This window comes from Neobacillus paridis, from assembly GCF_016765675.1.
GTDB lineage: Bacteria > Bacillota > Bacilli > Bacillales > Cytobacillaceae > Neobacillus > Neobacillus paridis.
The window spans coordinates 234,208-248,876 of record NZ_JAESWB010000371.1 but is presented as its reverse complement, the minus strand read 5'-3'; the positions used below and the strand labels follow the sequence as shown (position 1 = coordinate 248,876).

Sequence of the window (14,669 nt, the reverse complement as noted above, 5' to 3'; positions counted from 1 at the left end):
TATTGGATTTGGACGGATTACCACCTGACCTATCCATTATAAAGGACTTTTTCTTTGCAGAGAATAATAAAATTGAACATTTCGAGTATTCCTAATAGTGAAATTAAATTAATGCAACACTAGTGACAGGAAATATAATTTATATGTTAGAATAAATTTAAACACCAATTTATTCCAATGGAACAAATTAACAGAATATAGAAATTTAAACTAACTACTTAGCTTAAATAAGGGGAAAATAGGTAAGGAATTTATTGGATAAACATTCTTATTGAAGTAAAATATTGACAAAGGAGATAAATTGATTAAAAAAGTTCTAAATCTAGTTAAAGGGAGGGGATAATAATGGGGTGGTTGATTATCATAGGTGGACTTTTAGCTTTTGGATTTTTAGTCGATTGGTTATACAAAAGAAAAGGTATCGCCTACACAGACCCGAAAGAAAATGAAAAACACGTTTCAAAATCAGAAAGAGTCTATATGGAGTCCCATATGCATAACATGAAAGATAACAATAAATTTTAAAAAATAAAAGGCATTTTTACATCAATCAGTAATGCTTTAAAAAGGATGGCAAATGCCATCCTTTTTCTTGTAAATTTTGTTGCTATTTTATGTGCCAAAACTAATACCAAAACAATTTTTACACCTCTTAACTGAACCCGTTACTGTATGGGACAGCCTTTTTTCATTATCTAGTTCCAGCGCCTAGCGGCTAGTGTCCTTCGCTCTCCGCCCTACGATAAGTCAACAAAGCAGCTTCTATGAAAAAACATCATGTAGCTTTGCGACGAGCTGAACATTCTCTTCTTCGAATTGACTTTGGCGCAGGAGCATCGTGTTTCCTTTATCTCAGTTGGAGCGCTCCACAAGGAAGGCTTCGACAGCATTAGCATCGCACGAAGGAAAAGCGATAGCTTTTTCGAGGAGGCCATACGCCGCTGACCGAGGCGCTTGCGCTTTTCTTATTATCTATTTATTTATTTCTAATTGCGCCGCTAACTCATCATGCAGACGCTGTTTTTCGGCGTCGGGAACGATATAGTAATAAATTCCGTTGATTTTTGTGCCGCTGCCTTTAATCGTCATTTGCTCGACATTTCCGGCAGCACCTTTGTAGTTCTTTTGAATGTCGATCATTTGATTAAACGTAAGATTGGTTCTGACATTATTTCCAAGTGCAGCAAAAATACTCTGGTATTTGGTCAATGAAGTAAGACTTGCTCCTTCTCGCATAACTCCCTGAATAATTTCACGTTGCCGCAATTGACGTCCAAAATCACCGCGTGGATCATCATGTCTCATCCGGGTAAAAGCCAAAGCTTTTTTACCATCCAAGGTCACCTCGCCTTTAGGAAAATGGTAGCCGCCCTGTGAGAAATCCAGGTCATTGTTCACCGTAATACCGCCAACGGCATCAACGATATCCTTGAAGCCTTCCATGTTGACTTTAATGAAATAATCGATGGGTATGTCTAAGAAATGTTCGACTGTATTCATCGACATTTCTTCATTACCAAAGGCGTAGGCATGGTTAATTTTATCGATTGTGCCTTTTCCAACAATCTCAGTCCGGGTATCACGCGGAATACTTAGCATTTTCACCGAGTTTACCTGTGGATTAACCGCCAACACAATCATCGTATCGGAACGGCCTTTATCTCCCTTCCGCTGGTCGACCCCTAATAATAAAACTGAAAAAGGCTGTTTATCTTTTAAAGATACATCTTCCGAACGTTTATCAGATTTGCGATCTATCGGCTGATGCATCGTTTCAACAGCATTTGTTAATGATTTATATACAGAATAAGCATAACCGCCAATACCAATCAAGAGCACTAAAACAACAATTCCGGTAATCCGGAGCCATTTTCTTTTCTTCTTTCTCCTCTCAGATCTCATCTAACGATCCTCCATCAATAAAAGTATCCGAACATGTAATAGAATAGCAGATTTCGACGAAATTTTATACATATATTTGAAACGGTGTTAAAAAATTATTGGGGAAATTGGAAAAGTTTCTGCGATCCGATTGTACTATTAGATAAAAATGTGACTATTCTCCTAGAAATATGGGAAAAAAAACTCTAGAATATAAATTGGGTAAGTATACTATTAGGGGGTCCACAGGTGAAAAAATTAATTTTACAGAGTATTATTTTCATAGTTGCCTTTGCCTTTTCCGTAAATCCAGCGTTTGCCATGACGGCTAACCAGGAAAAGGTGTTTAAGAAATTATCCAATCCGATTTCAGAGAGCGAGCCTAATGACACGAAGTCAGCAGCCAACCGGGTTAATCTGCGGGATGTGGTCCAAGCAACTTTAGACGATGAAGATGTTGATTACTACGAATTAGTTATTCCAAAAAGAGGAAAATTATCGCTGGCTTCCTATTTAGGAAACGATGAGGATGAAAATGATTACTACTACAATGATTATTCTATTACTCTTTATGATGCGGATGGGAATCAATTAGCTGCAGGGGGCTCGATTGTAGAAGCGGGATCTTATTATTTGGCATTGCAAGCATCCTTGGAAGAAGGGACATATTACATTGCTGTAAAGCCGGATGAGTATTCTTATATGGGAAGTCAAGATTATTATCTTGGGTTTAATTTCGATTATGATGTTGATTTTCAAATTACCAATCTCGCTGCAGATGTAGCGTCACCGCAAACAGAACGGAATCCAGTTACGTTTACAGCAAGTGCCAACAAAGCGGGTCTTGAATACCAGTTTTCCGTCCAAGGAAATGTTGTCAAACAATTTAGCACAGATAATACATACCAATGGACACCAACCGTCCCGGGAACGTACACAGTTAAAGTTGAAGTTCGTGACCCTGCTTTTCCCGATGCCGTAGCACAAAAGGAAATATCCTACACGGTAACAGCATATAAGCCGGATTTCACGATTCAATCATTAACACCTAATGTCAAATCACCTTATCTCGCGGGAAAGACCGTTACATTTGCCACGAAAACGAACAAAACTGGTTTGCAATATCAATATTCGCTTAATGCTAAGGTTGTTCAAGCCTTTGGATCGAAAAATACATATGTTTGGAATCCGGCAAAGCAAGGTAAATATACTATCAAAGTCGAGGTTCGCAACCCACAATATCCAAATCGGATCGTGGCAAAGCAAATTAGCTATCAAATTGTTGATGGAAAAGTTTCCGTTTCTTCGTTAAAGGCCAATTTATCATCACCGCGGCCAACAGCTACTTCGATTAAATGGACGGCAGCTGCAAAAGGTGTAGATCTTGAATATCAATTTAGTGTGTACCAAAATAAAACATGGAAGACGATTCAAAACTATTCTACGAAAAATTATACGTATTGGAAACCGAAAAGTGCCGGGGCCTATAAAGTCATGGTAACCGTCCGCAGCAAGTTATCGAAGAAAACAGCAACGAAAACAGCTGGTTACACGATCTATAAACCTTCATATTTTTCAACACCGACGCTAAAATCTAATAAAAGTGCAAAACAGGCTTCAGGGACGTATTTCCACTTTACGGCAAAATCGTCCGGAAAATACCTTGAATATCGTTTTAGAGTCTATAATGGCTATTATTGGCAGACAATTAAAGATTATTCAAGCAGCAGATCATTATCTTGGTATGTTGGTTATAAAGGAAAATATAAAGTAGCAGTAGATGTACGGCAAAAGGGAACAAAAAAAGTGAAATCAAAAACGTTATCGCTGGATATACGCGAGGCCCCAAATGCAACGTTTAATGCTGACTACAATATTTACTATAATTTTGGCTATTTTAAAGTGTCCAATTATGGCTATAGCAATTTGAAAGTAACCAAGATGCAAATCCTAAATAACGGGAAAGTAATTTACACCTATCAGCCGAAGAACTGGGTAACAATCGGGCGTACTTACCAAACATATTATTTTTATCCGAAAAAATCGATTACCCAATTTTCTTATGACAGCTTGATCAAAGTTTATTATACGTATGATGGATTGACACATACATCCTATTTATATCGATAAAGTGAAAGATCGAAAAGTGAGTATTTCCATGCGTTTCAGCGGGCAAATTAAAGGTATCCAATGAGGATACCTTTTTGTTCTTAACTTTTTAGACAGGGAGATAAGAGAAACTATATAAAAATATGGTTGTATTTGCTAGAATAATAGAGAAAAACTACCAAGAATATCAAAAAAGGATGTGGAAAGGTGAAGGGTGGGTACATATTAAAAGGGATTGTGGCTGCTGTTTTGCTGCTTTCACTGATTTTTCTAGGTGTTAGCATGCGTGCAGAAGCGGCAGCTTCAAGTTTTTCTGCCGATTTATCAAAAGAGCTAAAGAACTACATAAAAAAATCCGGCGGTACAGTGACATTGCAATATAAAGATTTAACATCCGGTGAGGTTTTTCAACTAAACGGAAAAACATCGGGGCGGGCTGCCAGTACGATAAAATTGCCGCTTGCCACCTACGTGATGGAGCAGGCTGCAAAGGGGAAAATCAACTTAAACAAAAAGCTGCAGTATAAAAGCTACCATTATTTTGGTGGCACCGGGATCATCCAAAAGAAAAAGGTCGGAACAAAGTTCACAATCAGACAGCTTGTGAAATATGCCATGGTTTATAGCGATAATATCGCCTTTATCATGCTTAAAGAATACGTCGGTGCTAATAATTTTTACAAATATATGAAAAGCTTGGGCGGCCAATATGCCTATCCGGCAAATGGACTAACGGTCACTTCAGCCAATGACCTCATGATCTATGCCAATAAGCTGTATCAATTTTCGAACAAAAGCAAGTATGGCCAAGAGCTTGTCAGCTATTTGAAAAAAACGGTCTACAATACGACCATTCCTCGCGGGATAAAGGGAGTTTCGATTGCTCATAAGGTTGGGATGATTCCGGCATCACTTATTTATAATGATGTCGCGATTGTGTTCGACAAGCGGCCGTTCGTATTGGCGATTATGACTAGGGGGCTGTCTAACAGTAAGGCCGAAAAAGTCATTGCCGACTTAGCAGCGATGGTTTATAAACATCACAAGGCAAAACCGATTCCTACAGAAACAGTACTTAAAACAGCAGCCAGCGAAGCGAAAGTGATCTATTCTAAAGTCTATTCTGGCGGCAAACTGGTGAAGATCAATCAATCTTACCCGGGTAGTGACCTGATTCAATATAGCTATTACCTGAATATCGATCAGACACTCAGGTATGCCAAACAATTTGAAAAAAAAACACAAAAGGTTTCCAGATATTTTCAATATTATCCAAAAACATCCTTTGGCCAGCGTGGGGAAAATATTAAATTCACCTTTGATGCCAATTCATCAGGATATATCACCAAGGCAACCTTGAAAGAAAAAGGAACAAAGCGGGTTCTGGCCACGTATCAATACAAACCAAAGACGGTTTACGGAAAACATGCCGACCGAATTAGCGGTAAAACATTAAATGTTCCCATCATTAGTCAAAGACCGCAGCTTCCGACAGGCTGTGAGATTACTGCCGTGACGATGATGCTGCAATATAAAGGGGCGAAGGTCGATAAAGTAATGTTAGCCAAGAAAATGCCGTATTCATCAAATCCGAGCAAAGGATACGTTGGCAATCCGTTTACGAGCCACGGCTGGACGATTTATCCGCCTGCTTTAATGAACCTAGTGAAAAAATATGCTGGAAGTTCCATCAATCTAACCGGTAAGAGCCATGCAACGATCGAAAAACAACTGCGAAATAACAAACCAATTGTCGTTTGGGTTTCACCGATGCACGGTTTTACTGTCCATGCCTTGGTTCTAACCGGATATGATCAAAATAATTATTACTTCAATGATTGCTGGACTGGGAAGAAAAATGTCAAAATCAGCAAAAATCAATTTAACCGAATGTGGGGAAATCAACATAAACGGGCTATATCATATTAAATTTGCGCAGGGGGAGGTTCCCCTGCCACTTTTATACATATACATATCGAAGAGTTGAATCAATTTCCAGGTTATAACAGCTTAGATAGATAATGGGGGAGAGGAAATGTTAAAAAAATTATTTTCCGTATTTTTAGCATTGTTGCTTTTGGTTAGTGTGGGCATTGTTCCAGTAAATAGAACCGAGGCAGCCAGCCAAGCGGTGAAGAAAATTGTTTACTTAACGTTTGATGACGGGCCGAACCAATACACACCTAAAGTCTTGGATATTCTAAAACAGAAAAAAGTCCATGCCACCTTTTTCATGATAGAGGGCAATATAAAAAGCCATCCGCAAACAGTCAAACGGATGATTCGGGAAGGCAACTACCCGGCACTCCATAGTGTTTCCCACAGCGTTCAAAAGCTATATCGCGGCAGTTCTCAAAATGTTGCGATCGAAATGGAGAAGACCCGAAAAACACTATTAAAGGTCGCAAACTTTAACAGCAAGCTAACACGGGCACCATATGGCAGCAAGCCCTATATGAAAAAACCGTTCCGCGATGCCTTAGCAAAAAAAGGTTTTAAAATGTGGGACTGGACCATCGATACACTAGATTGGAAGTATAATAGAACCAGTCCAAGCACGATCACCGCAAGGGTCAAATCCGGCCTCAATGGTCAAAACGGTCCCATCGTGATCCTCTTCCACGATTCACGCGGCACAGCCCAGCAGTTGCCGACTATTATTAACTACTTGAAAAAGAACGGTTATACATTAGAAGTGTATAATCCCAAACACCATGTTGTCGTTAATTTTTGGCATGATAAGCGGTTTTAATGAGAGGGCTGCCAAACTATGGCAGCCTTTTGAAGATTAAAGAAACGGAGGACTATTTTAGAATGAAGCTCTACAAATTTCTGGCGGCTTTCCTGCTTGCGATGGCTATTTTCGCCTCTCCTTCAGCGGCGGCGGCTTCTAAAGTATATACAATTTCACCAGGCAGCAAGCCTTACAAAGGCTTAATGACCCATTTTAGCACCTATAATACATACACTAAGCACTATTATCTGCTTCGTTCCTATTTGGAGCAGCTGGAGCACATCGGCGGAGGTACGCTTATTATCGAAAAAGGAACCTACACTATATCCAACACATTATATGTCCCTTCTAATGTTACAATTCGTTTTAAAGATGGAGTGAAGATTATAAAGGGAACTAAAACCGGAACGAAAATGTTTGGTCCCAGTAAAACAGTTTTTCAACTGATAAAGCCCTCTGATTCTTTTAAAAAAGGGGTACGCAGTAAATATAATGGAGAAAAAAATATTTCCTTCATAGGCGAGGGCAAGGCAATCATTGATTTGAGATATATAACGGATGCAATTGCGATTGTAGCTGGACATAATCGTCAGCTAAAAATCGAAAATATCCAATTTGAGAACTTGAAACAAGGACATTTTATTGAAATGGATGCTACTGATACTGCGCTCATTTCAAATAATCGCTTCATTAATTCACAACCATCCGAGAATCGGAATAAAGAAGCGATAAATCTTGATACTCCGGATAAGCTGACAAATGGTTGGCACAATCCATGGAGTACATATGATAAAACACCTAACAAAAATATAACCATCACAAATAATACATTTACTAATCTTGATCGGGCAATCGGCACCCATAAATATTCAGAAGGAAAATACCACGATAAAATCATCATCCGCGGGAATTACATAGAAAAGATGCGCCAAGATGCAATTCGGGTGATGAATTGGACCAATCCTGTCATTGAGAAGAATACGATCAAAGATGTCGCTGACGGAGGAGGAACGTTCCGCGGAATTTTAGCCAGCGGTGTGAAAAATCCAATGTTTTGCTATAATACATTTGAGGATATCGCTCGTCCAATTGGGATCATGCCATGGAAAAACAACGGACCCGGATCGGAATATAAAGTAACATATAATACGATTAACCAACAAAATATTGAAGCATTAAAAACCAACCACATAATAAATACAACAGAAAATTTTGTGAGGATCTATTTGCAGTACAATGTGTTTGACCGCGATAGATTAATAATTCCTCTTCCATAACGACATAACAAAGAGGTTGTCAGTAGACAGACAACCTCTTGTTCTATTATTATTCATCTAGCATTCTCCGTCCATAGCCTTTTTAATGGGTTTAATATTTTCTTCGATTTCAAAATATTTTTTTGAAGTGAAATCTTTTACTTACGGATTTGTATTAGGAAATAAAAACATTTATCATAAGATAGAAGTATTTTTAATTCACGCAAGAATGTATGGTGATTTGCATGTTGTTTCAAAAAAAGAAAAAAAGCAGGTTTCTAAATGAAAAAATCCGCATAGCCCAGCATGATCAGATGATGGAGGTAGACGGTCATTTATCGAACAGCCATTATCAAGTGACGGCATTATGGCTCCATCCCCGTAATGATGAAGAGGCTATAAAAGTTGAGGGGAATTCTTCAGGCGGTGGAGAATTTCATTTTAAGGTGGACCTTCTTCATCTAGTCAAAAAATTGCTTTCCTATGAAGAGGTTAATTTTGATTGGTACCTTCAGGTTAAGGTTTCGATGGATCACTTAGATGAATCGGAACTAGAAAAGATAGGCAAACAAGCAGATTTCATTGAAGAAAATGGAGTGAAATATGCCGAATATTTTGTCCGTCTTGGCCGTTTTCAACACTCCCGGATTGAAGGGTTGGATTATATTTTTATGGCTGAGACAAGGGCGATTTGTTATCTTACCGAGAAGGGAAATTTGTCTCTGGCCCTGAATAAAGAGCCGTTTATTCCGCCTACTGTGCAAATTGATCGTTTAAAGACTGCCCCTAATACCTTAAAAATTGAGGGGAAGATTTTTACAAAAGGTTCAAGAATTGTAGACGGCAGCCTGATTATAAAAGGGAGGGACAGTAAAACAGAATATAATACAGGGGTTTCCTTTATCTGGAACGAGGAAGAAACAGCATTAAAATATGGCCTTAATCGCTACTATTACAAAGCGGAGGTAAATTTTAAAACCCTAACAGGTGATACTAACCTAAAAGAAGATATTTACGATATATTTTTAAAGATCAAATTTCACAACATAAGTGAAGAAAAGTATATTCGTGTCGGTCGCCCAACATTAAGAGCAAAATTATTTATCAAAGAGCTTTATTCGATCGTCGGAAATAACGTTTCCATTATTACACCTTACTATACGTTTAAAGGTTTCAACTTATCGTTGGAAGTGTTTGAATTTGATAAAGAAACCTTTGAATATTTGCAGCGGAAATTAAAAACGGTTTGGTTAGAGCGGTTTTTTAATAAACATAAGGATATTTGGGTTATTGGGGAAAGACCGTATAAGGCGCAGGATACCGGGTATTACTTTTTTAAATATATGCGTGAAAATCATCCCGGTAAAAATGTCTACTATGTGATCGAAAAGGATTCTCCAGAGCGAAAAAACGTGGAGCATCTTGGAAATATTCTTGACTTTCAATCAAAGGAACATATTTGGCATGTGTTGATGGCAATGAGAATTATCGGTTCGCATCATCCTGACTATTTGTATCCAGTTAGAAGCAGGAGATTTAAAAGAGCTGTAAAGGGAATAAAGGTATTTCTCCAGCATGGTGTCATGGGTACGAAAAACATGGTCGCCAACTATGGGAAAAATGCCTCCAGTTTTAAAACGGATGCCTTCCTCGTCAGCTCAGATTTTGAAAAAGAAATGATCGTCAACGACTTCGGATATAATCCGAAAGAGGTATTTATCACGGGGTTATCCCGTTTTGACAGCCTTTTGGCCGATGATGTAGAGGTCAAAAGACAATTATTAATCATTCCAACATGGCGGGATTGGATTACCACTGACGATGTATTTTTAGAAAGTGAATATTTTCAAAGGTATAAAGACCTTGTTTATCATCCTAGACTGCATGCATTGGCGGAAAAATATAACCTGGAAATCATTCTTTGTCTGCATCCCAATATGCAGAAGTTTTCTTTTCATTTTCAAGATGCCCCTGTCAGGGTGATCAATCAAGGGGAAGTGGATGTCCAATATTTGTTAAAAGAAAGTGCGATCATGATTACCGATTATTCAAGTGTTGGTTTTGATTTTAGCTTTTTATATAAACCGATTATTTACTATCAATTCGATAGGGATCGCTTTATCGGGAAGAGACCGTCACATTTGGATTTGGAAAATGATTTGCCGGGAGATATCGTCACGAACTTAGAGGAAATATTAGAACGGCTTCATTACTATGCTAAGAATGATTTTAAAATGTCAGACAGAAATAAACAAAGAGCCGACAAATTCTTAAAATATCGGGATCTTCATTTTTCAAAGAGAATTTATGAAGTGGTCAAAAATCTGCCGGTAAAGAAGACAGTATTGGAAAAGGTAATTGACTCCGACCTCTTCATTCGGGTGGCCAATCGCTTTAGAAGAACGAAATGGTACTTCCCGGTTATGAAATGGTATTATAATTTCGCAAGAAGAATCCTGCCTGTCGATAAAAATCTTATCTTATTTGAAAGCGGCGTAGGCAAGCAGTATGCCGATAGCCCGCGTGCCATTTATGAGGAAATTTCGAAACGGAATCTGCCTTATAAAAAGGTTTGGGTGGTTGACAAGAATATCCGCTTTATGGATTCTAAGACGATAAAGGTAAAACGGTTAAGCCCACAATATTACTACTACCTGGCAAAGGCCGGTTATTGGATTAATAATCAGAACTTCCCAACCTATATCAAGAAAAGGAAAGAGACAACCTATATTCAAACCTGGCATGGAACACCGCTGAAAAAGATGTTATTCGATATTGATCAAGTGCAGGGAAGAGATGAGGGTTATCTTGACAGGGTCTATAGTGCAACACAAACGTGGGATTATTTAATCTCCCCAAGTGACTATGCAACAAATGCTTTCAAAAGTGCCTTCCGTTATCAAGGAAATATTTTGAAGATTGGTTATCCAAGAAACGACCTGTTTTATCAAGATGTTCGAGAGGAAATTTCCAATAAGGTGAGAAACAGCCTGAGGATTCCTGCCAATAAAAAGGTTATCTTATATGCCCCGACATTTAGGGATAATGAGACGAGTGGTAATAACAAATTTGTCTTTAATATCAATATGGATTTAGACAGATTAAAGGAAAAGTTTAGCGACGAGTATATTTTGTTAATGAGAATGCATGTGGTGATCAGTAATAAGCTGACAATTCCTGAAGAGTTGCAGGATTTTGCCATAAACGTTTCAAACTATTCAGATATACAGGAGCTTTTATTAATTAGCGATATTTTGATTACAGATTACTCCTCTGTTATGTTTGATTTTGCCAATACTGGAAGACCGATCATTTTTTATACCTATGATTTAGATACGTATAAAAATGATGTTCGCGGCTTTTATATGGATTTTGAAGAAGAGGCTCCAGGCCCATTGGTGAAAACAAATGATGAATTAATCGATGCCATCCAAAACATTGAGGATATCCAGAAAAAGTATCAGAAAAAATACGATCAATTTTATCACAAATACTGCCCATTAGAAGATGGTTTTGCGGCAAAACGGGTGGTTGATATTGTTTTTCATGAAAAAGAGGAAAATAAAATGTAATTTTTAGGAGGCTGTTAATCAGAGATTTAACAGCCCTTTTTATATTTTTATAAAAAAGACAAATACTAGGAAAAGACTATACCCAAAAGTCTTGAGAAATTTGGTGTAGTTTGTCGAAAACTTGTGGTATAATTTCCTTTGTGAAAAAAAGGTATTTTTTTCCTTGCAAACATCGATATGACTTTGGGTGTAAAATAAACGAGGAAAGAAAAAAGTAATTTTTTTAGAGGTGCAATATGAAGTTTTTTGGGAAACATAGGACATCGATTAAACCACAGTGTTCTTTAAATAATATAAAATATAAAAACGGCAAGGTATTGATCGTTTTAAAATTTGTTTATGCGGAGGCATATTCTGCTATATTTTTCAATTTGCATAAAAGAGACACTCAAGTGTCATTAAAATTTCCAGTAAGTGTTGAAGCTATATCCGAACATTCCTGCTTCTTAAAGTTGGAAGTTTCTATGACAGACTATGCCGAATCGTTGTTACACGGTTTTTGGGATGCCAATTTACTTTTGGAGAATATGGGACAAGAGAGCAAAGTACGAATTGCCAATCACCTGACAAATTCTAACGAACCTCAGCCTTTCTATATAAAGGGTCATGATAAGAATTTTGTACCTTATGCTACTATGAATGGAAATCTATCTTTTAAAAGTGAAGACGCTGCACCAATATTAAAAACACAAACAATTGTCTTGGAGGAAAATGGCACTCTCCGACTGAGCGGTTATTTACTTGTTCCATGGTGGAATGTCCAAAATAACGAAGATGTACAAAAAAGGCTTATTCTCCGTTTTGGAGAAGACGAGCGAGACATCGTCATGACTGATGTATTGCGGACTGATATGACCACATATTATCAGCAGGAAGATCAAGCATATGAGTGGACTGGATTCGCTGTTGAATTTAACTTCCCTAATTCTACATACGGATTGCCCGATGGAGCTCCTGCGGATTTATTGTTGGAATATGAATATAACCATTCAAGCATCACCTTACCAATCACTTTTCCGTCTTCTGGGGTTTTGAACAGGACTTCTACCTTTCAATCCTTCGATGGCATTCAGCAACTTGCCATTAAGAAAAGGATGAAAACGAATGGAATAGTCTTGTTATTAACAAAGGAAGAATTGCATGCAGAAGTCGATGAGATATACTCCGAGGGGGGGCAAATCTCTATTCATGGCAGGATCATTACGATAAACAAGGGAGAACGGATTTCGTTTGAAGACACCTTTATTATTGTAAAAAATCGTACTTCAAAAGCGGAGTATTCATTTAAAGTAAAAATCGACTCATTTCACTTCAACTATACATTCGATTTATCAAGTCTTGTGAAAAACGAAGATATTTTTAGCGAAGGATTGTGGGATTTGTTTTTGCAGGTTGATGGTGTCATGTATCGGCTTGTGACTCGCCTTGATGGGATTAAAAATAAACAAAATAGAATCTCATTTCCTCCCTATAAACTAGCCAATAAAGATGGGGAAATTATCGTAATTAAACCCTATTACACATTAAAAGACGAATTGTCGATCATGACAAAACCATATATTGCTGCCAAATCAATCAGTAAAGCTGAAATTCATAACAGTATCTTTTTGATTGACGGCAAGTTGCATGTGCAAATTCCAAATAAAGATCTGCCAGAAATTTCTCAAGGGCATATCATGATAAAAGGACAATTTGGTAAAAACTATGACATCCCTGTCAGCTGGAAGTTGCAAAAAACGGAGAATACTAAGAACGAATTTCACTTTACACTTTCGGCGGATTTAAAGGCGGCAGGGTTATTAGAAGAACGTGATGTCTTACTAAGAGATATAAATTTTGATCTTATTTATTGTGAAATAGACTTTGAAGATGGAAAAGCAATTTTCACGATGAATGTTACACCAGAAAAAGTAGTTTTAACACTAGAGGATCGGTTAAAGCAAAACGATAAATATAAGGCTTTGTTATCAAAATGGGGGCTCTTGGTTTATAAACTTTGTTTTAAGTTTCTCCCGGTCAACCGAAAGGCTGTTGTATTCCAAAGTTTTTACGGGAAAAGTTATTCTGATAATCCAAAAGCCCTCTATGAGGAAATGCTTGCTCAGCATCGTGATATGAAGGCTGTATGGGTAATAAATAACCTTAAAGCAGATATTCCTGGGAATCCAATTCTGGTAAGACCTCGTTCTTTTAAGTATTACTACTATATGGCGATAAGTACCTATTTTGTGAATAACGGGAATTTTCCTGACTTTTTCCAAAAACGAAAGGGAATGACCTTTTTACAGACATGGCACGGGACACCCTTAAAGAAACTGGGCTTTGATGTTGATCCAAAAGCATTAGCTTATGAAGAAAATACCTCCCCTGCTTTACTTAAACGGATAGAAAAATGGGATTATTTAATTGGTCCTAATCTGTATACAGCCGAAATTCTAAAAAGGGCATACAAGTATAAAAAGAAGATGCTAAATGTCGGTTATCCGCGCAATGATATTTTTTATAAAGAAAATATCAGGACAAAAATTATAGATATCAAGAAAAAGCTAAATATTCCTTTAAATAAAAAAGTAATCTTATATGCTCCAACATGGAGAGACTATGAATATCAAAATGGAAATCAGCATAGGGCATATGAGTTTAAGTTCGATTTGAAAACATTCAAGGAGAAGTTTGGGGAAGAGTATATTTTACTTTTGCGACTTCATTATTTTGATGCCAGTCGGATCAGACTTCATCGTTCTGATGACTTTATTTATAATGTTTCCAGCTATGATGACATTGGCGAATTATACTTAATTTCTGATTTAATGATTACTGATTACTCTTCTGTGATGTTTGATTATGCCAATTTGAACAGACCGATGATATTTTTTACCTATGATTTGAAACGCTATGGTTCTCAGGTCCGCGGATTTTATTTTAACTTTGTGGGGGAAGCTCCCGGTCCCTTTGTTACAGATCAAGAACAATTATTTGATGCGATAGAACATATTGATCGGTTACAGAGTGAGTACCAAATAAAATATGATCAATTTAAAGATAGATTTTGCCATTGGGAAGATGGACAGGCTTCCAAGCGTACAATTGAAGCCGTGTTTAAAAATTTATAAGAAA

The 14,669-nt window shown here is 37.4% G+C and carries 7 protein-coding genes and 2 pseudogenes; 8 read left to right on the top strand and 1 reads right to left on the bottom strand.

Features of this window, described 5'->3' with window-relative positions:
- Window positions 1-345 precede the first annotated feature (345 nt).
- Window positions 346-525 (top strand): hypothetical protein, encoded by a 180-nt coding sequence (locus JK635_RS23185; RefSeq protein WP_202656313.1) that lies wholly within the window; start codon window positions 346-348, stop codon window positions 523-525.
- Window positions 526-972: 447 nt separating this feature from the next.
- Here the strand turns inward: JK635_RS23185 and tagU are convergent, their stop codons facing one another.
- Window positions 973-1,902, bottom strand: a complete 930-nt coding sequence (tagU, locus tag JK635_RS23180) for a polyisoprenyl-teichoic acid--peptidoglycan teichoic acid transferase TagU (RefSeq protein ID WP_202656312.1) — start codon at window positions 1,900-1,902, stop codon at window positions 973-975.
- Between the two features lie 228 nt (window positions 1,903-2,130).
- On the opposite strand from tagU, the gene JK635_RS23175 reads away from it, so the two are divergent.
- From JK635_RS23175 to JK635_RS23150, 7 genes and pseudogenes are all read left to right on the top strand, one after another.
- Entirely contained in the window at window positions 2,131-4,011 is a 1,881-nt protein-coding gene (locus tag JK635_RS23175; RefSeq protein ID WP_202656311.1) for a hypothetical protein, read from the top strand.
- A gap of 261 nt (window positions 4,012-4,272) precedes the next feature.
- Window positions 4,273-5,019, top strand: a pseudogene (locus JK635_RS24545) (serine hydrolase); the annotation flags it as partial.
- A 423-nt stretch (window positions 5,020-5,442) separates the two neighbouring features.
- Window positions 5,443-5,919 (top strand): annotated as a pseudogene (locus JK635_RS24540) (C39 family peptidase); the annotation flags it as partial.
- Window positions 5,920-6,025: 106 nt separating this feature from the next.
- Window positions 6,026-6,742, top strand: coding sequence for a polysaccharide deacetylase family protein (locus JK635_RS23165; RefSeq protein ID WP_202656309.1), 717 nt, complete (start codon window positions 6,026-6,028; stop codon window positions 6,740-6,742).
- A gap of 62 nt (window positions 6,743-6,804) precedes the next feature.
- Window positions 6,805-8,001 carry a right-handed parallel beta-helix repeat-containing protein gene (locus JK635_RS23160; RefSeq protein ID WP_202656308.1) on the top strand — a complete coding sequence of 399 codons (1,197 nt, stop codon included), beginning with the start codon at window positions 6,805-6,807 and terminating at the stop codon, window positions 7,999-8,001.
- A 224-nt stretch (window positions 8,002-8,225) separates the two neighbouring features.
- Window positions 8,226-11,552 (top strand): CDP-glycerol glycerophosphotransferase family protein, encoded by a 3,327-nt coding sequence (locus JK635_RS23155; protein WP_202656307.1) that lies wholly within the window; start codon window positions 8,226-8,228, stop codon window positions 11,550-11,552.
- 392 nt (window positions 11,553-11,944) lie between these two features.
- Window positions 11,945-14,665: a CDP-glycerol glycerophosphotransferase family protein gene (locus JK635_RS23150; protein WP_368857112.1), complete on the top strand. Its 2,721-nt coding sequence runs from the start codon at window positions 11,945-11,947 to the stop codon at window positions 14,663-14,665.
- Window positions 14,666-14,669: the final 4 nt, after the last annotated feature.